18 protein-coding genes are annotated in these 19,147 nt (G+C 63.7%); 12 read left to right on the top strand and 6 right to left on the bottom strand.

Translation table 11 applies throughout. The annotated features are described in order from the left end of the window. Positions 1-126: 126 nt before the first annotated feature. Positions 127-1,113, top strand: a complete 987-nt coding sequence (locus ACWW36_RS09020) for an acyl-ACP desaturase (protein WP_456141203.1) — start codon at positions 127-129, stop codon at positions 1,111-1,113. A 28-nt stretch (positions 1,114-1,141) separates the two neighbouring features. Then, positions 1,142-1,495 (top strand): VOC family protein, encoded by a 354-nt coding sequence (locus ACWW36_RS09015; RefSeq protein ID WP_456141202.1) that lies wholly within the window; start codon positions 1,142-1,144, stop codon positions 1,493-1,495. Between the two features lie 15 nt (positions 1,496-1,510). On the opposite strand, the gene ACWW36_RS09010 is transcribed toward ACWW36_RS09015, so the two are convergent. The 3 genes from ACWW36_RS09010 to ACWW36_RS09000 form a co-directional block, all read right to left on the bottom strand. Beyond that, positions 1,511-2,518 (bottom strand): glycoside hydrolase family 6 protein, encoded by a 1,008-nt coding sequence (locus ACWW36_RS09010; protein WP_456141201.1) that lies wholly within the window; start codon positions 2,516-2,518, stop codon positions 1,511-1,513. 64 nt (positions 2,519-2,582) lie between these two features. After that, positions 2,583-3,935, bottom strand: a complete 1,353-nt coding sequence (locus ACWW36_RS09005) for a S1C family serine protease (RefSeq protein ID WP_456141200.1) — start codon at positions 3,933-3,935, stop codon at positions 2,583-2,585. Positions 3,936-4,062: 127 nt separating this feature from the next. Continuing rightward, positions 4,063-4,590, bottom strand: a complete 528-nt coding sequence (locus ACWW36_RS09000; RefSeq protein WP_456141199.1) for a hypothetical protein — start codon at positions 4,588-4,590, stop codon at positions 4,063-4,065. Between the two features lie 298 nt (positions 4,591-4,888). Here ACWW36_RS09000 and ACWW36_RS08995 point away from each other — a divergent pair, with 298 nt between their 5' ends. From ACWW36_RS08995 to ACWW36_RS08970, 6 genes are all read left to right on the top strand, one after another. After that, positions 4,889-5,167 (top strand): hypothetical protein, encoded by a 279-nt coding sequence (locus tag ACWW36_RS08995; protein WP_456141198.1) that lies wholly within the window; start codon positions 4,889-4,891, stop codon positions 5,165-5,167. Positions 5,168-5,413: 246 nt separating this feature from the next. After that, positions 5,414-6,859: a sigma-70 family RNA polymerase sigma factor gene (locus ACWW36_RS08990; protein ID WP_456141197.1), complete on the top strand. Its 1,446-nt coding sequence runs from the start codon at positions 5,414-5,416 to the stop codon at positions 6,857-6,859. Between the two features lie 58 nt (positions 6,860-6,917). Then, positions 6,918-7,178, top strand: a complete 261-nt coding sequence (locus tag ACWW36_RS08985; protein ID WP_456141196.1) for a hypothetical protein — start codon at positions 6,918-6,920, stop codon at positions 7,176-7,178. A gap of 245 nt (positions 7,179-7,423) precedes the next feature. Then, on the top strand, positions 7,424-7,771 hold the full coding sequence (locus ACWW36_RS08980) for a hypothetical protein (protein ID WP_456141195.1): 348 nt from the start codon (positions 7,424-7,426) through the stop codon (positions 7,769-7,771). A gap of 193 nt (positions 7,772-7,964) precedes the next feature. Continuing rightward, the gene (locus tag ACWW36_RS08975) at positions 7,965-8,987 is read left to right on the top strand and encodes a fused (3R)-hydroxyacyl-ACP dehydratase subunits HadA/HadB (protein ID WP_456141194.1); all 1,023 of its coding nucleotides are present in this window, start codon (positions 7,965-7,967) and stop codon (positions 8,985-8,987) included. Between the two features lie 112 nt (positions 8,988-9,099). Then, positions 9,100-9,597 carry a hypothetical protein gene (locus ACWW36_RS08970; protein ID WP_456141193.1) on the top strand — a complete coding sequence of 166 codons (498 nt, stop codon included), beginning with the start codon at positions 9,100-9,102 and terminating at the stop codon, positions 9,595-9,597. On the opposite strand, the gene ACWW36_RS08965 is transcribed toward ACWW36_RS08970, so the two are convergent. Continuing rightward, complete coding sequence (locus ACWW36_RS08965) at positions 9,543-12,413, bottom strand: MMPL/RND family transporter (protein ID WP_456141192.1); 2,871 nt, start codon at positions 12,411-12,413, stop codon at positions 9,543-9,545. The two genes, ACWW36_RS08970 and ACWW36_RS08965, sit on opposite strands and share 55 nt — an antisense overlap. Next, positions 12,410-12,856, bottom strand: a complete 447-nt coding sequence (locus ACWW36_RS08960; RefSeq protein ID WP_456141191.1) for an MmpS family transport accessory protein — start codon at positions 12,854-12,856, stop codon at positions 12,410-12,412. The genes ACWW36_RS08965 and ACWW36_RS08960 overlap by 4 nt, the downstream gene beginning before the upstream one ends. 386 nt (positions 12,857-13,242) lie before the next feature. Here ACWW36_RS08960 and ACWW36_RS08955 point away from each other — a divergent pair, with 386 nt between their 5' ends. From ACWW36_RS08955 to ACWW36_RS08940, 4 genes are all read left to right on the top strand, one after another. Beyond that, entirely contained in the window at positions 13,243-13,821 is a 579-nt protein-coding gene (locus tag ACWW36_RS08955) for a dihydrofolate reductase family protein (RefSeq protein WP_456141190.1), read from the top strand. A gap of 67 nt (positions 13,822-13,888) precedes the next feature. Beyond that, positions 13,889-14,437, top strand: a complete 549-nt coding sequence (locus ACWW36_RS08950; protein WP_456141189.1) for a dihydrofolate reductase family protein — start codon at positions 13,889-13,891, stop codon at positions 14,435-14,437. Between the two features lie 193 nt (positions 14,438-14,630). Then, a complete protein-coding gene (locus tag ACWW36_RS08945) occupies positions 14,631-17,387 on the top strand; it encodes a helix-turn-helix transcriptional regulator (protein WP_456141188.1) in 2,757 nt (918 codons plus the stop codon). Positions 17,388-17,854: 467 nt separating this feature from the next. Then, positions 17,855-18,499, top strand: coding sequence for a TetR/AcrR family transcriptional regulator (locus ACWW36_RS08940; RefSeq protein WP_456142418.1), 645 nt, complete (start codon positions 17,855-17,857; stop codon positions 18,497-18,499). Positions 18,500-18,546: 47 nt separating this feature from the next. On the opposite strand, the gene ACWW36_RS08935 is transcribed toward ACWW36_RS08940, so the two are convergent. Next, positions 18,547-19,101, bottom strand: a complete 555-nt coding sequence (locus tag ACWW36_RS08935) for a pyridoxamine 5'-phosphate oxidase family protein (RefSeq protein ID WP_456141187.1) — start codon at positions 19,099-19,101, stop codon at positions 18,547-18,549. Positions 19,102-19,147: the final 46 nt, after the last annotated feature.

Raw genomic sequence — 19,147 nt, 5'->3', positions numbered from 1 at the left:
TCGTTCACGCGACACTAGGGCAAAAGGTCCCTACGTCTCGTGACAAACGCCGTGTCGCTTGAGTGTTACCGGCGTTTACACTTACATCTAAGTGCAACCGATAGGTACAGGTAACCGGGAGTGGTGATGACGAAAGAACTGACGGACCGGCAGCTGCTAGATGAGCTCGAGCCCGTGGTAGAGAAGCTCCTCAACCGTCACCTATCGCTCTTCAAGGACTGGAACCCGCACGACTACATCCCGTGGTCGGACGGCAAGAACTACTACGCGCTCGGCGGCCAGGACTGGGAGCCTGGGCAGTCGCAGCTGTCGGAGGTAGCGCAGGTGGCGATGGTGCAGAACCTGTTGACCGAGGACAACCTGCCGTCGTACCACCGCGAGATCGCGATGAACATGGGGATGGACGGCGCCTGGGGTCAGTGGGTGAACCGCTGGACTGCCGAAGAGAACCGCCACAGCACGGCCCTGCGCGACTACTTGGTCGTCACGCGCGCCGTGGACCCGGTGCAGCTGGAACAGCTTCGCCTCGAGCAGATAACCCGGGGGTTCAGCCCTGGCCAGAACCAGCAGGGCAGTTTGTTCGCCTCGAGCCTGTTCGACTCCGTTGCCTATGTCTCATTCCAGGAACTGGCCACCCGGGTGTCGCACCGCAACACGGGTACGGCGTGCCAGGAAACGATCGCGGACCAACTGCTGCAACGGGTTTCGGCCGATGAGAACCTGCACATGATCTTCTATCGCGATGTAACCGCGGCCGGTCTGGAGATCGCCCCGAACCAGGCGATGAAGTCGGTGCACCGCGTGCTGCGCAACTTCAAGATGCCGGGATACACCGTTCCGGAGTTCCGGCGCAAGGCCGTGATCATCGCCGTCGGGGGCGTCTACGACCCGCGCATCCACCTCGATGAGGTCGTGATGCCGGTGCTGAGGAAGTGGCGGATTTTCGAGCGCGAGGACTTCACCGGTGAGGCCGCGCGCATGCGCGACGATCTAGCGGTGCTGGTGGAGGAGCTTGAAGAGACGTGCGAGAAGTTCGAGGCGGCCAAGCAGAAGCGGCTCGAGCGCGAGGCACGGAAGGCTGAAAAGCGGAGCCCCGCAAAGCTACTCGCCTGACCCATCACGGCTGACACAGGAGGCACCGTTGAGCGAGCACGAAGTAAAGATGATCATCTTGTCGACCGACGATCTGGATGAGTCGATCCGGTTCTACAGCGAGACCCTGGGAATGCCGCTGAAGTTCCGCGACGGAGCCCACTTCGCGGCCCTCGATGGTGGACCGATCACCCTCGCGCTGGCGACCGCGGTGGACCATCCCATCCCCGGTCAGGTCGTCGTCGGCATCAAGACCGCCGATGTCGACGCCGCGGCCAAGGCCATCGAAGCCAGCGGTGGCGGCATCGTGAAAGGCCCGTACGACGACGCGCACGAACGCCGGGCCGTGGTCTACGACAACAAAGGCAACGGCATGGTCTTCTACAAACCGCTGGCCCGGTAAAGGACGCTGCGGGTACTAGTGGCCCGCGTTGCGGGCCAGTTCGATGGCGAATTGATTCACGAAGTTGCCCGCCGGGGGATCACCGCGGTTGCATGATCCGTCGGATTCGCCGGGGCGTTTGATCCACAGGTAGGCGTCGGCGTGTGCACCCGCGGTAGCCGTGGTGGGCGGAGTGCCCAGTGCTCGGCCACTGGGGTTGCACCAGTCGAGCGGGGAGTCGGGCGCCGGCCCGGCGCCGTTGCGCGACGTGTCGATCACATAGTGCGAACCGTTCGTGAGGCCCGAAATCGCCTCGCCGTAACCAATTTCGTCATCGGTGGTAAAGAAGTTCGCGGTGTTGAGGCTGAAACCTCGCGCGTGCTCTATACCCGCCTGGTTGAGCCTGGCGGCCATATCGTCGGCGCTGTGCCAGCGCAAGTGGCCGGCGTCGATGTACACGGCCGCGGCCGGGTTGCGGGTCAGCGTGTCGACGGCGTAGCGAATCAAGTCGAACCGCTCCTGGCGCTGGTCACCCGACAGGCAGTCGGCCATGGCGAGTGCATCGGGTTCGACGACGATCGCCGCCGGCGACGAGCCGAGGTCGGCAGCGATGCCGTCGATCCAGCCTTTGTAGTCGGCGCCCGTCGCGAACCCTCCCGCAGCGAAGTTGCCGCAGTCGCGGTGCGGGATTCCGTAGAGCGCCAGCACCGGCATCGCGCCAGCGGCCTGCGCGTCACCGACGTACTTCGCGACCGTGGCCGCAGAAGAGCCCGGGACGAGCCAGTACGCCTGCGGCGTGTTGGCGATGGCGGTCAACTCGGGACTCGGCGGATCGGCCTTCTGCGCGGCGCGCATGGCCGACGACGTGGGATTGACGTAGAACGCTGCTCCGGCCAGCGGGTTTCCCTCATCGGCGGCCAGCCGTACCGCCGGGCCGGGACCGGTGTGCACCGGGTCGGCGACAAGGCCCATGCAGGCAACGGCCGCAACAGTGAGGAAGTAAGCGATCCACCGCGCGACTGCGCTCGCAGCTGAGGACATCACCCCGGGAAAGCTAGTGCCTGGAAGCACCCAGCGCCAATCGCCCTCGGAGCAGTGCTGGCACCGGTTACGCCTTGCCGAGCGTCACCTGCGTCGTCTGCGCTGCCCCGGATTCGTCGACGTAACTCAAGGAAACCGTGTCTCCGGGCGCTTTCGACCGAACCGCCGCCACGAGAGCTTCCGGACCGTCGATCACCTGATCGTCGACCTTGGTGACCACCGCACCACTCGGCAAGCCCGCGGCTGCCGCGGGACCGCCGTCGACGACCTCACCGATTGCCGCCCCGCCACCTCTTGTCGCGTCGCTGCTGAGCTGCACGCCCAGGGAACCGTGGCTGGCGGTGCCGGTGGAAACGAGCTCATCGGCGATGCGTTTGGCCTGATCGGCCGGAATCGCAAAGCCCAGGCCGATCGAGCCGCTCTGACCGCCGCCAGATCCACCGTCTCCGCCCATGCTCGCGATCGCGGAGTTCACCCCGATCAGTTCTCCGTTCATGTTCACAAGTGCGCCACCGGAATTACCCGGATTGATCGCTGCGTCGGTCTGGATGGCGTCGAGGACGGTGACGTCGCCGCCGCCGCCATCGCCAGCGGCGACCGGCCGATTCAGCGCACTGACGATGCCGTCGGTCACGGTTCCCTGCAGACCCAGCGGTGAGCCGATCGCCACCACTTGCTCGCCAACCTTCACGTCTTTGGACGATCCGATGGCGATTGGCGTCAATCCCGACACTCCTTGAGCGCGCACAACGGCGAGATCCCCAGCCGGGTCGGTGCCCACGACGGTGAACGGCGCTGTCTGGCCATTGGAGAAGGTCACGGTCTTGGTGATCCCGCCGCCGTCGGTGGAGTCGGAGGAGGCGGGCTCGGCTCCTTGATCACCGACTGCGGGGGCCACGACGTGGTTGTTGGTCAGGATGAGGCCGTCGGCACTCAACACCACGCCGGAGCCGGTATCGCCTTGGCCGCCCATGTCGATCTGCAGCTTGACGACACTGGGCATCACTTTGGCCGCGACCTGTTCGACGGAGCCTGCGGGCGCCTTGGCCGTGACCTGGGGAGTCGCAGGCGTCCGGGCGATCGGCGGCTTCGCTGCGGTCGTGTCGTGGGCCAGCGTTACAGCCCCCATCGTGGCCGCACCGAGTCCACCACCGACGACTGCGGCGACGGCAGCGCCGGCGACGATGGCGCCGCGACGAGAACCTTTCTGCCGAACCTTCGGAATCGGCGCCGTAATCGGCTGGTGCGCAGCGTGATACGAGTCGTACGGTGATGCAGTCGACTGCTGAGTGTAGCGATAGTCGTAGCGCAAATGGGAGGGTATATAGGCGTGGGCACCGGGGTTCGCCTGTCCCGCAGGCTGACTCGGATCTGGTCGGTGGCCGGGCAGATCCGTGGGATACTGCGGAGGGTTCGTCATCGTCTTCCGTTCGTTCGTCAATCGTGAATCAGCCCAGTGGCTTCAGCACAAATGTGCCTACGATGACTGAGACGGAACTGAGAGTCTCCTCAGGGAAACCCGAGACTTTGCTCCTAGCGGCCGAACATTAGCCTCCCGCCGCGGAGCGCTGGCCGACTGCCGCCGTCAACCGCGAAATTCGGTGACGCAGCACAAGCGCGACTACCGATTGCCATATAGCCAACAGGGCGAAAAGCGCAGCCAGGATCCACTGGTGGTTCAGGCCCTGCAGTACTGCAAGTACCGCAAACACGCCAACGGCTGCCGGCGCCCATCTGTTCGACTGACTGCTGACGCCCAGCCAGCCGTGCCATGCAGCGGGCTCGATCTCCGCCGGCAGTTCGCCGGTCCGCAGTGCGCGCTTGTACCTGAGGGCGTCGTCCGTCGAACCGTAGACGCGGTGCATGCGTTGATCACCCAACACGACACCGACGACGCCCGTGATCATGCCGGCGATCGTCGACACCACGGCCCTGGCGATGATCGAGTCGCTGGTGTCGCCCCAAGGGGCGGAAACGGCATAGAGCGACATAACTCCGAAGATCGCAGCGGCCGACAGCACACCGGTGATGAGTGCGCGAGCTGTCGCAGGCAGCCGATAAAACCAGGTTTGCATGGGGGTCTCCTCAAAGTCGTTCGCGTGGCCGAGCTTCGGCCCTTCACGTATGGGTTCTGAGCCCGGCTGTGGGGGACACTTTTTCGGCCAGCCGAATCTGCGATACCGATCTCGGAAAAAATGTCCCGTTTGTTCTCGGTCGCGGTCCATACCTTCAGCGCGACATCAAGGCTCGCGCACCAGAAACGACACGAGGCGAGAAATCCGTCGGACGGCTAATTGTCCTGGGGCGCAGTCTATTCCGGGATCTGGCTATCTGACTCGGTTTGCACCCGGATCACAACGGAAGGAAAGAGCAATGAGGACAAGAGTTTTACGCGCAATGACGGCGGTGCTGGTTTCCAGCGGCATCGGTATCACCGGCCTAGGCCTAGCCAGCGGTACGGCCCAAGCCGAACCGTACCGGCCGGCGACATACCACTGGTGCCCCGGCGACTTCTGGAATCCCGGCTGGGGCTTCAACTGGGAGTGGCTGCTGTGCCACGACGACTGGCACCGAGATAGCGACGGAGGCTGGCACGGCCGCGACTACCACCGAGGCGGCTGGCACAGAGGTCATGGTGGCTACGACTGGTGACGCGACTACCTCGGCATTGCCCGACTTGTGGCCACCGCGGTCATTACAGAGCACGCGGCAACAAGCACGAATTGCCGTGGCTTTGCTGGACACTGCGCTCGGCCAACCATATTCATCACCCGAAAAACACGAGCGAACCAATCGGGCGTCAGCTGCGTATACGTACTGGAGCCCGGGACGACCTCGGTCGGCCAGGGCTTCCGCGTGAGGCCAGGTTAGGGAGATCGACTCCCAGTTTGGAGACCCATGTCTGTGACGGCTGAGTTCGACTGGAACGTTGTGGGTGACGCCGAGTTGGTCGGTGCTGCCGCCGCGGGCGATAGGGCTGCGTTCGCCGAAATCTATGACCGATACGCCAGTCGGCTCTACGACTTCTGCATCGGCATCGTGGGTGACCGCGACGCGGCCGATTGCGTCCAAGAAGCGTTCTACAACGCCGCAGTCGACCTTCCCAAACTGCGTGATCCCGACAAGCTGCGGCCGTGGCTCTACGCGATCGCCCGACACCAGGCGTTGCGAACGTTGCGCGCTCGCCGGCGCGAGACAGCATCGGACGAGTTGCCCGACGGGCCGGCCGCCGACGTAGGCCCCGACACCCAGGCCGCGCGCAATGAACTGGCGACATTGGTCAACCAAGCCGAGGGTGGGCTATCGCAGCGCGACCGCGAGGTTCTGGATCTGGCGTATCGGCACGGCCTGTCCAATATGGAAATCGCGGAGGCGCTCGGTGTCAGCAACTCCTCTGCCAAAAAGATCGTGCAACGGCTGCGCGACACCATCGAACAGTCGTTGGGTGCGCTGCTGGTAGCGCGCCAAGCCACTGCCGGCCAAAACCGCTGCCAGGACCTTTCAACAGTCATCGCGGGCTGGGACGGGCAATTCACCATCCTGGTGCGCAAGCGCATCTCGCGTCACATCGCGTCGTGCCCGAACTGCGACGAGGATCGGGGCAGGTTGGTCAACCCAACTGCTCTCCTGGGCGCCGCGCCTGTGCTCATGCCCGCGCCCGAATGGTTGCGCGAAGAGACGCTGAGTAAAGCGCCGCATCCTCCCAGCGGCACTACCGCTGCCGCCGCAGCGCCCGGTCACGCGGCAACGCACGTCCCGGCCCGTCTCTTCGCGTTGACCGGCCGCTTCACGTTGGTGGCCGTAGCGGTCGTCGCCGTCCCGGCGGTGATATGGGCCGTCACGACCGAGGCACCTACGCCACTCGATACGCAAGTCACGCCGGTCACTTCCGTTGAGGTCAAGCCTGTCGCGCCGACGACCATTCCGTCGCAGCCGTCCAGCAATACCCCAACGCCGGAACCCAATGTCCCTGCGACTGAACCGAATACATCGGTCCAACACCCTTCAGGTCCGGTGAATACAGACCTCCCGAATCCCGAGAATCCGGGAAACCCGTCCATCGAGCAGGCACCTCCAACGCATGAAACCACCGCTTCGGTGCCCTCGAGTGCGCCGACCGTGACGCGAACCAGTCACGCCGCACCAAGGTCGGCGGCACCGAACCCGCCAGCCGCCACGCACCAAAGCCCACCGCAACAAGCTCCGGCCAAACACTGCTCAGACGGGAGCGCCGTTGACAGCGGCCAGTCCTGCCCAACCCCGCAAGCGCCCCCCAGAACGAATTGTCCACACATCGCCGTGCCGGGCGCCCCGATCTGCGGGCGGACAACCGAGGGCAACTGAACCGCCTGTGCACAGGCCGCTTTCGCATCCGATCCAGACCCCAAAAGCAAGGAACACCATGGACTTTGAAGATTTCGCAAACATTGCTTTTCTCGCGGTGTTCGGCGTGGGCTTGGCCCTGATCGTCTACGGGACAATCGCCAAGAACAAGTGGGGCATCAATCTCCGCCGTGTCGCATGCCCGGACTGCGGAACGGAGATCGGGCGAGTGCGGATACCGAACTCGGGTAAGCAGGCGATGTGGGGCGGCCATACCTGTCCTAACTGCCAGTGCGAGATGGACAAATGGGGCCGGCGAACTACCGCTGAGAGTTCCTGACAGCGCTTACCGCCCAGCCCCAGCGGAACGAAGCCGCGGCGAGACGATTTGCACACCGCCCCTTGATGATCCGTGCGCACGTCGCCAACTCGTGTACTGCGGTATTCACGGATCCGCGTGCTGTCGTGATCCGTTCCAGAACTGCGGCACACAAATTTCACAAAACATGTCCCTCGTGCCCGGGGTCGCTGCCCATACATACAGCGCGGCCGTCCGGGCCGGCGCACGACAAAAGGAACACAGTCATGAACACCATCCACAACATCAAGACAAAGGGGCTCATCGCAGCGTTTGGAGTGGCGGCAGCCGCTGCGGTGGCACCGGCCCTGATGCTTGCCGGTGCTGCAACCGCGCACGCTGACACCTGCTCGTCCTTCGACGCCTCCTGCTCGCCCTTCCCGACGATTTCGGACGAACAACTGGGTGGGGTGACGGCAGCCCCAGGTTCCATGGGGGGCTACACCCCGCAGGCCGAGACACCGCTTTGGCCACAACCGCAACCCGTTCCGGGTGCGTCCGCGTGGAACAACCTGCCTCAGTCGAACCCGATCACGGCCATTTTCGACGGCCTTGGGATCGAGCGCGGCTGGTGACAGGCCAGGGCCGCCGTCGGCGGTGTCTAATCAGTGCGCAATACCTACGGTCGGCCCGTCGCCCTGCTTTGGGGGCGGGCCGACCGCTGGTGAACGGTCGTCGTCGTATCGGCGTGTAGTGCCGCGGTGCCCGCGCGTTAGTGTGCTTTGGTCGGCTTCGGCGAACAAGCCGATAGAAGAGTTGAGCAAATTCATGACCGCAGCAGCAGAAACGTCGGCGCTCGAATCACGGGTCGGCCACTACTACCAGATGGACACCACCTACCTGGTCGGCCGGGAAAAGGTACGCGAGTACGCCCGTGCAGTGCAGGACTATCACCCCGCGCACTGGGATGTCGCCGCCGCCGCGGACCTGGGCTATTCGGACGTGGTGGCACCGCTGACGTTCACGTCGACCCCGGGCATGACCTGCAATCGCCACATGTTCGAACAGGTCGTCGTCGGTTACGACACCTACATGCAGACCGAAGAGGTCTTCGAGCAGCACCGCCCGATCGTCGCCGGCGACGAACTGCACGTCGACGTCGAGCTGACGTCGGTGCGCAGGATCGCCGGCCGCGACCTGATCACCGTGACCAACACCTTCACCGACGCCGCCGGCGAGCGGGTGCACACCCTGCACACCACCGTCGTCGGCGTCACCGCCGAGGATCTCAATCCGGAGATCAAGACCGCCGTACACAACGCCATGATGCACGACGTCAACATCTTCGAAGTCGGCGAATCCGAGTACATCAAGACGGTGCGCCCCGAGGGCGAGGTGCGGATCGCCGAGGACACCTCCCGCACGCCGGGGTCGCCGTCCTTTGATGACGTGAAGGTTGGCGATGAGCTACCGGCGCACCACACGCGCCTGTCGCGCGGCGACCTGGTGAACTACGCCGGCGTGGCCGGCGACGCCAACCCGATTCACTGGGACGAGGACATCGCCAAGCTCGCCGGGCTGCCCGATGTGATCGCGCACGGAATGCTCACCATGGGTTTGGGTGCGGGATTCGCCTCCGCGTGGTCGGGCGACCCCGGTGCGGTTACCCGTTATGCGGTGCGGCTGTCTGCGCCTGCGATCGTGTCTGCCACCGAGGGCGCTGACATCGAGTTCAGCGGCCGCATCAAGTCGTTGGACCCGGCGACCCGCACCGGTGTCGTCATTGTCGCCGCGAAGTCCGGTGGTCGGAAGATCTTTGGCCTCGCGACGTTGGACGTCCGCTTCCGCTGATTCTGGCGGCGACGTCTGAGGTTGGGTCCTTCCTGTGAGACCCGACAGATTTACTTAGATCAGGTAGCGTTTTCAGTGTTACGCGCACACTGACGACGTGAGGAGCGGCGGCGTGAATCTCGGTCCGTGGGGTGATCTCACGATCCTCGCCGGCGTGATGGAAATAGTGTTCGCCGCTGGCGTATTCGCCTACATCGGCAGGCTGGAGAATCGGACATCCCATCCGCTGGGTGAAAAAGTGGGCGCCCACAAGGCGGTATTGGCGAAACTCCGCAAGCGCGAATCGATGTCGCAAGAAGAGGTCGACTACGCGACCGAACTGATCGCTGACGCTCGCTCACCACTCGCGTACTCGATACCCGCTGCCCTGTTCACCATGGGGCTCTTTTACGTGGTCGGCTGTCTCTTCGTCCTCCATATCGACGGCGGCCATCCCTCCTTCAGAACGTTCATCGGAGGCATCCCGATGTTGACCTCCATGAACATGGCCGCTCAGCTACGCAGGGTCGCGCGGTTGAAGGGGAACCTGCAAGGCGTTTCGGTGACAGCGCCCGATCACGATTCAGAGCGTCGCGGGGCGGGGTTGTTGTCCTCCCACAGCGGTAGTTGACGTACCGATTGGCGTGATCCGTAGTCCCTGGCCGGGCGGGTACGCACCTTCAGCGGCCACCAGAACCATCGGCCGATCAGCGCTGCGACGGCCGGGGTCACGAATGAACGCACGATCAGCGTGTCGAAAAGCAGCCCGAGGGCGATCGTGGTGCCGATCTGACCGAGGATCCGCAAGTCGGCGAACACGAAGGAGGCCATCGTCGCTGCGAACACCAAACCGGCCGCCGTCACCACCGCGCCGGAACCGGCCATTGCCCGGATGATGCCGGTATTCAAGCCGGCGCCGATCTCCTCCTTGAATCGGGAGATCAGCAGCAGGTTGTAGTCCGAGCCCACCGCCAACAGCAGGATGACGGCCAGTGCCAGCACAATCCAAAACAGCTCTACACCAAAGATGTCCTGCCAAATCAGTACGGAGAGCCCGAACGAGGCACCCAACGACAGCGCCACGGTACCCACGATGACGAACGCGGCGACGATGCTTCGGGTAATGAACATCATGACGAGCAGAATCAGGCTCAGCGCCGCGATCCCGGCGATCATGAGGTCGTATTTGGCACCATCCTGGATGTCCTTATACGTCGCCGCAGTGCCGGCGATATAGATCTTGGAACCCCCAAGGGGCGTACCCTTGACCGCTTCCTGCGCGGCATGCCTGATGGCATCGATGTGCGAAATGCCTTCAGGCGTAGCCGGATCCCCGTCGTGGGTGATGATCATGCGGGCGGCCTTGCCGTCCGGCGACAGGAACAGCTTGAGCCCGCGCTGGAATTCCGGATTGGTGAACGCCTCCGGCGGTAGATAGAAGGAGTCATCGGTTTTCGACGCGTCGTAGGCCTGCCCCAGGGCGGTCGAGTTCTGCAGTGCCGCCGCAGTCTGGTCGTCGATACCTGAGGTGGTGGCGTAATTGGTCAGCGTCAGATCGCGGTTGGTCTGCTGACTCGCGATCTGCGGCGGAATCAGTGCGAGCAGTTTGGGCTGCAGCTCATCGAGTTTGGCGATGCTGCCCGAGACGTTGGCCAACTGATCGGTCAGCGCGTCGATCCCGTCGAGCGCGTCGAAGAGTGATCGCAGCGCCCAGCAGATCGGGATGTCGAAACAGTGTGGCTCCCAATAGAAGTAGTTGCGTAGCGGCCGGAAGAAGTCGTCGAAGTTGGCGATTTTGTCGCGTAGATCCTGGGCGGTGGCGACCGTCTGCTGGAATGCCTTGGTCTGCTCGTCGGTGGCGGCGCTGGACTGCTGTTGCAGCGCAAACTGCTGCCGCAGAATGTCGATCGAGTTGTTGATCACGTCAACCTGTTTGAGGAGGTCGGCACCGCGGGCCTGCTGAAAGGGCAAGTTGTTGATCTGAGACGCGCTGCCCGCGCTGATCTGGAACGGTATCGACGTGTGATCCAGGGGCGTGCCCAGGGGTCGGGTGATCGATTGCACCTGCGCGATGCCGTCGGTGTGGAAAACAGCCTTCGCGACGCGCTCCAGCAGGATCATGTCGGTGGAATTGCGGAGATCATGGTCGGTCTCGATCATCAACAGTTCGGGGTTCAGCCGCGCTTGCGAGAAGTGACGCTCGGCGGCCGTGTAACCGACGTTGGCCGGTGCGCTGGCGGGCATGTAGGGCCGGGCGTCGTAGCTCGTCGTGTAGTTCGGCAGTGCGAGAAGGCCGATCAAGGCGATGGCGACGGACGCGATCAGGATGGGCCCGGGCCAGCGGACGATGGCCGTGCCGATCCGCCGCCAGCCGCGGGTGCGCATCGGACGGCTGGGTTCGAACAGCCCGAAATGGCGACCGATCATCAGCAGTGCCGGCGCCAGGGTCAACGCCGCCACGACTGCGACAAGCACACCGATGCCGGCGGGGACGCCCAAACTGTTGAAATACGGCAGCCGGGTAAACGTCAGACAGAGCACCGCGCCCGCGATCGTCAGCCCCGAACCCAAAATGATGTGCGCGGTCCCGTGGTACATCGTGTTGAACGCCGAGACCCGATCTTGCCCTGCGTAACGCGCTTCGTGAAAACGGCCGAGGATGAAGATCGCATAGTCCGTCCCGGCGGCGATGACCAGCAGCGTCAGCAGATTGGTCGAATACGTCGACAGCTTGATGATGCCGGCGTTCGCGAGCACGGCGACGACGCCGCGGGACGCGGTCAACTCGATCATCACCGTGAAAAGCACGAGAAACACAGTGGTCAGACGACGGTAGAGCGTAAACAGCATCACTGCGATCACCCCGATGGTGATCAGGGTGGTTTTCAGGGTGCCGTGCCGGCCTACCTCGAACTGATCGGTGACCAGCGGCGCGGCGCCGGTGACATACGCCTTGATGCCCGGCGGTGGCGGCGTGTCGTTGACGATGTCACGCACCGAATCGACCGACTCGTTGGCTAGCGACTCGCCCTGGTTGCCGGCGAGGTACAGCTGCACCAATGCCGCCTTGCCGTCGGAGCTCTGCGAGCCGGCCGCCGTCAGCGGATCCCCCCAGAAATTCTGAATGTGCTCGACGTGCTTGGTGTCCTGTTCGAGCTTCTTAATCAATCCGTCGTAGTAGCGATGGGCGTCGGCGCCGAGCGGCTGATCACCCTCCAGGACGATCATCGCCGAACTGTCGGAATCGAACTCGCCGAACACCTTGCCGATACGTTTGGCGGCCTGCAGGGACGGCGAATCCTGGGGGCTCAGCGAGACGTTGTGCGATTCGGCGACGGTCTCCAGCTGTGGCACGAAGACGTTCGTCACCACCGCCAGGCCCAGCCAGAACAGCGCGATGAGCACCGAGTAGCGCCGGATGAAGTCCGGAACCCGTTGGGTGCTCATCCGGATTTATCCAGACAGTAGGTATAGGCGTTCAAGGTGTTGACCGATCTCTCGTCCTTGACCGCGTCGTCGATCTTTATCCGGCAGCCGATCGAGTCGCTGTTGCCCTGGGCGGAGACATTGACGAAGACCGCAGGCTGAGTGGTGGTCGTGTCGTAGGCCCAGGGCAACGTGACAGCGTCGACGCGTTGCGGTTGGGCGTTGACGTCCAGGTAGGTAATGGTCGCCACAGTGCCCGGCGGGCCGAAAACCTCCATCACCACGTGTTTGGGGTTGAACGGGACGATGTCGTTCTCGGAGCCGCTGGGTGTGGACGTGACGTCATGGGAGGCGAAGATGCCATGCAGCCGATACACAGCGAATCCCGCCAGCGCGACCACAGCCACCGCAACCAGCAGCATCCAGCGTCGGCTGAGTCGGCGACTGATCGAAACCCGCTGCATCCGTGACCCTTTCATGAGCGGCGACAGGCGCGGACGGTAGGGATTTTGGCGTTTCCTCTAGGGTGGCTAATCAACTAGGTTGACGGTACGACACGGGACCGGACTCCACAACACTGGGCGAGTCTGCGGTTGCATTGTCGTCGCTAGGCTCAGTCGTGCCGCGCGATAGTCGTCGCGTTCGTGCTTTCAACACTGTCGAATGCCACTCAGCCACAACAACTTCGGATTGCAGCCCAGCAAGCGTGGAAAAGTAGTTGCGCACGCAGCCAACGATCGACATCCAGGAAGGCGCCAACCGGATGCATCCATGAGTCGAATGGCGATGAGTTTCGCTGCGGTTTCCCGTCTGTATCCACACACAATCAACCGTCCGCGAGGAGAGCTTGATGACCGCCACATACACCTTCGACGTCTTTTCCAGCCTGGACGGCTACGGCAGCGTCAGCGGTGGCGACTGGGGCGGTTACTGGGGCAAGCAGGGCCCCGAACTGCTCGACCACCGTCTCGCCTTGTACGAGGCGGAGCAACGGATGGTTCTCGGGGCCAACACCTATCGGCTGTTCGCGCAGATGCTGGCCTCGGGCACCGAGGAGTCGGTGCGTGACCCATGGGTCACGCGGATGAGAAGCCTGCCGGCGACGGTGGTGTCGAGCACTCTGGATGGACCGCTCGACTGGCCGGACGCGACCGTCGTGAGCGGTGACGCCGTCGACGTAATCGCTCGACTCAAGGCAGAGTCCGAGGTGCCGTTGCGTTCGCACGGCAGCCTGTCGATGAACCGGGCGCTGATGGCCGCCGGCCTGGTCGACCACGTCCAGGTGACGCTCTTCCCTGTCATAACCGGTCAGACTGGTGATGACCCGATTTTCGAGGGTGCGGCCGACTTCGACCTAGAGCTGATCGAGACCCGGACGCTCGACGGCAACATCCAAGAGCTCATCTACCGGCCCACCCTGCATGTCTGAGTCTGTGCATGCACCCTCCGCAGATCACTCCAATGTGGCCACTGTCGACAACTTCAGGAGACGCCTAATGCGGCCCCTTCGGTATTCCATCAACGTCACATTGGACGGGTGCTGTGATCATCGTGCAGGGGTGCCGGACGAAGAGTTGCATCGTCACGCGGTCGAGAATCTCGAGCGAGCCGATGCCCTGCTCTTTGGCCGGGTGACTTACGAAATGATGGAAGCCGCGTGGCGTTCGCCGGCGCCGACGGGAACGAGGCCCGAGTGGATGGAACCCTTCGCCCGGACGATCGATGCGGCAAAGAAGTACGTGGTGTCGGGCACCCTGGATCGGGTCGATTGGAACGCCGAAGTGGTACGCGGCGACTTGCGAAAGGCCGTTGAGCAGCTCAAGCGGGAGTCCGGCAAGGGGCTGTTCGTAGGAGGGGTGAAACTTCCGCAGGCGTTAGCGGAGTGGGGATTGATCGACGAGTACGAGTTCGTCGTGCACCCGAGGCTGGCCGGCCATGGTCCTACGCTTTTCGCGGGGTTATCGAAATACGTCGACTTAAAGCTCATCAACCGGCTGGAGTTCGAGTCGGGCGCGGTGGCTTTGCAGTACGTACCAAGAAGGTAGCCGTCGGACGAGCCGTCCACACCGCCGGGCGAGCCGTGGCCGCCGTCACCGCCATCACCGGTGGCGAGGTCGGTCGCGAAATGTGTGCCGGGGCGGACATTCCGTGGACCGGCGGCCAATCGAGCCTCGACACGATTGGCTGAACGACTCCGATGCGCTGACAAACACAGCAAAACCTGAGATTCTGCAGTATGTGTCGGGGATTGTTAGCCGACCTGACAAAGAGCAGGCGGTTGTCGATTTCCTGCGTTCCGCGGCTAGAGAGCCGTCAGCCTTGCTCGTGGAGGGCGCGCCCGGGATAGGGAAGACGACGCTATGCGTGGGCGCCATCGACCGGGCTCGGCAGCTTGGATTCCGCACGTTGACCACCCGGCCGGCACAGGCCGAATCCGTTGCTGCCTACAGTGCGCTCGCCGACCTGCTTGGCGGCTTGGCGGTCGGGGTGCTGGAGAGTCTTCCCGAACCACAACTTCGCGCGGTTGACCAGGTGCTGCTGCGCGCCGATGAGACGGATCCAGCGACCGAACCGCGGGCGGTCGCTGCGGCGTTTCTCTCGGCGATCGAAACGCTCGCCAACCAGACTCCGGTGCTCATCGTCGTTGACGACGCCCAGTGGCTCGACCCCTCGTCGGTATTCGCTTTGGACTACGCGGCGCGACGCTTCTCCGGCCGGATCGGCGTGCTGGCAACCGTACGCACCGGATCGAACAGCGGTAACACAGCATCCTGGCTACACGTCCACGATCCGCGAGCGTTAAGGCGAATCACCTTGCCACCCTTCACGATCGGTAAACTGTCCGAACTGCTGAACGAGCGCTTGGGAACGAAGATCTCACGGCCGACGCTTGTCCGGATTCACGACCTGTCGGGTGGAAATCCTTTCTACGCAATCGAATTGGGTCGCGCCGCGGCTGCCGGCGCTTCGGACCGCGAGCTCGCGTTGCCGGATACGCTCTCGGAGCTGGTCCAGGCGCGGATAGGCGGCCTGCCGGATTCGACGCAGACTGCGCTGTTCGCAACCGCATGCCTGGCCACACCGAGATTGGACGTGATCGCCCGCGCCATAGACGTGTCGATGGACGGCGTTCTGCAATTGCTCGAGCCGGCAGAGGCCGAGGAGATCATCCGCGTCGACGGCAACAGAGTGCGATTCTCCCACCCGTTGCTGGCCTGGGGCATGTACGAAAGCGTTGTGGGCGGGCCGCGGCGCGCGATGCATCGTCGGCTGGCGGACGCCGTCGACCAACCCGAGTTGCGCGCCCGCCACCTCGCTCACGGCGTGACGACTGCCGACGAAGCCACACTGTCCGCTCTAGACGAAGCGGCGCAGTTGGCGCGAAGTCGAGGTGCGCCCGCTGCCGCCGCCGAGCTGCTGGATCTGGCTATCGACCTCGGCGGCGACGAGCCTGAGCGGGTCATTCGATCGGCTGCCCATCACTTCGAGAGCGGGGATTCGGTACGCGCGCAGTCGTTATTGGAGGCGACGTTCCTTCGCCTGAACCCAGGGCCACTTCGCGCTAGGGCCGCAAGCATGCTGGCCAGCATCCTGATGTACGGCGAGGGCTTCGGGGCCGCAGCCGGTCTACTCGAGCGATCGCTGCCCGACGCGCTCGGCGACGACGCATTGCTGATACAGATGTTGACCGGGCTCGCGTACATGCTGATGAACACGGGGCGCAAGGACGATTCGATCCAACGCGTCAACGAGGCCGTCGAACAGGCGGAGCGGCTGGGTGACGCGTCCCTGCTGAGTAGCACGCTGGGTATGCGGGTAGTGCTTCAATTCATGTGCGGCAGGGGAGTTGACGAAGACAACCTGCAACGCGCTCTGAGCCTGGATGACGGCAGGCTGCCGGTGCCGGTGGCATTCCAACCGAGGCTGCAGCGAGCGGTGTTGAGGGCGTGGACGGGTGAGCTCGACGACGCCCGCGACGAGCTCCGGTCTATCGAGCGTCGACGCATCGACAACGGCGAAGAAAACGAGTCGGTGTTCATCTCCTATCACCGGGCGATGGTGGAAATCTGGCGGGGTGACTTCCCGGCTGCCAACGACATCGCCGACAAGATGATGGACCGCGCCGCTCACCTGGAAGGCGATGTGGCGCTGTTTTCGGCTGTCGCGATTCGATCTTCACTTGCGGCCTACGCCGGGAAGATCGAAGAAGCGCGAAGGGACGCGCGGGTGGCGCTGGAAGCATCCACTCGAAGTGAGGGACGCGAGTTGGCCGGTTGGATGACCGCCAGCCTCGGATTCCTTGAAGTCACACTGGGCAACTACGTGGCCGCACTGGCGGTTTTGCAGCCAGTTGTGGACAGCATTCTCGCTGACCCCGATTACACCGAGATCATCGTTGCGTCAGGTGTTTCCGACGCCGTTGAGGCGATGATCCAGCTGCACCGAACGGATGAGGCGGCTCAACTGATCGCGTTGATGGAACGCAACGGCAAGCGGCTAGACAGGGCCTGGATGCTCGCCGTTGCATTGAGGGGCCGGGCGATGGTGGACGCCGCGGGTGGTGACGTCGCAGCTGCAGTACGCGCTGCCGAGCAAGCCATGGAGCAGCACGGCCGCCTGCCAATGCCCTTCGAGAGAGCACGAACTCAATTGCTGCTAGGACAATTACAGCGCAGGCAGCGCAAGAAACAGACCGCATCGGCCACTCTGCGCGAAGCTCTCGACGCGTTCGAGCGCATGAACACTCCTCTGTGGGCCGCCCGTGCCCGGGCCGACCTCGAGCGGGTGACGGTCAACGCGGGCGCCGCGGTACTGACGCCCTCGGAGCGACGGGTGGCAGAACTCGCGGCATCGGGCATGACGAACCGCGCAATTGCCGCGGAGATGTTCATCAGCCCGAAGACCGTTGATACCAACCTGTCTCGGATCTATCGCAAGCTGGGTATCCACTCACGGGCAGAATTGGCCCGCTGGATATCAGAGAACTTCGGCTGACAGCAGCGGTCGCTGCGGCTGCGCACTACTACTGTCGAGGTGCAGCCAAGATCGACAGAACTCGCCTGCCTACTTTGACAAGACTTCGGCGTGTCGTCGGAGCCGGTCAGTCTTCGTTGCATAATCGCAGGGTCATATTCGAGTCGCCTACTCTGTTTCGCCGAAGAACGCGCTCGCCGCTGTCTCGATTCAGGTGTGCCCTGGAAGCGGGCGATGTAGGCCACCGCAACAACCGAAGGGCTGACTTCGGCCCGCCGGTCGGCTGGCGTGAGCTCCCATGGCGGCCAGGCGGCGGACGGGGGTCGGGGCAACCATCGATACGCAAGACATTCGTAATGGTTACGACGTTGCCGTTATTGTGCACCGTGGTTGGAATAGTCATACTGGGCCGCGTGAGTACGTCGCCTTCGGGCACTGAGGTTGTGGAGCAGGGCCCGCGGCGATCCCGGGGCCGCCCACCGCTGCCGCTGGACCGAATCATCGCAACCGCCACTCGGATCCTGGACGAGGAAGGCGCCGACGCCCTGTCCATGCGCAACTTGGCTCAGCGCCTGGACTCGGGTACCGCGACGTTGTACCGGCACTTCACCGGACGGGCCCACCTAGTCGCCCAGGTGGTCGACGGCGTGCTGGCCGAAGCACATGTAGACGATGACGCGCTACACGGTATGCCATGGCAACAAGCCTGTGAAACGTTGGCACACAGCCTCTTTGATGTCTTCCGACGTCATCCACACGTCGCGCCGCTGTTGGTCGAACGGATTCCGACAGGACCTAACGCGATGGCCCAGCGCGAACAGATGATCGCGCTGCTGCTCGAGTCCGGATTCGCGCCGCCACTGGCCGCGCAGGCCTGCGCCACCCTGGCGCGCTACGTCTTGGGGTTCGCGACGCAGCTCGTCGCGTCGAGCGCCGGCACAGCAGAAGAGGACGAAGCGTGGCGAACCCTCGACCCGCAGACATTTCCTGCCACCGCCCGCGTGGCCGGTCATCTACCCGTAGCGCTGGACCAAGAGTTCGCCTTCGGCCTGGAACTCATCATCAACGGCTTGAGCCAGCTCGCACACCACGGCGAAGCACGCGCGCCGATACGGCGACGTAGGCGCGGTTAGGCTGGCGAGGAATCGACCAGCGCGATCGCTACCGCTAGGACGTCTGATCACTGCGGGTCGGCTGCGGACCACGGCACGGTGGCCGACTGCCAGTGAGTGATCTTCTCGTCCTGGTCGTTGCGATGAAGGTGTCGCGGTGGCTGCGCGAATGTTTCGTAGGGGCGGCAGCGGATGACTACCCGGTCCTCCTCGATTGCCATGGCCTCGACCGTCGGGCGGGCTTCTTCGCCCAGTGGCTGGCCCGACATGCGCCCGGCGACAGCCATCATCACATCGACGATCAGATTGCGGTCGCGCTCGATCGTTGCGTCGGCATACACCTGCAGATAGGCGAAGGGCCAACGCTCGTCGAGCACGCAGAGGCTGACCTTCCCATCGTTGGCCACCACGCGCGCCTTGCCGCGCCCTGCCATAGTCGAGACGAGCAGGTCATCTTCGTCTGTCGGTACGTAGTACACGACTGACATCGCGGGCCCATCGTGTCGGCGGCGATGGCCGAAAATGCAAGTGCGGTGGGTGCGTACGAATTCCCGCCGCTCCGACGGAAGCAGGTCGCGATCAGTCGGAACTGTGAATGGTTCCGATGCGAGCGGAAGCAGCATAACGGTTGTCCTTGTCCGTACGGGTCTGCAAAACAGATAACGGATA

The organism is Mycobacterium sp. MMS18-G62, from assembly GCF_053877835.1.
Note: the sequence above shows the minus strand (reverse complement) of the source record. Positions and strands in the feature narration are given on the sequence as shown.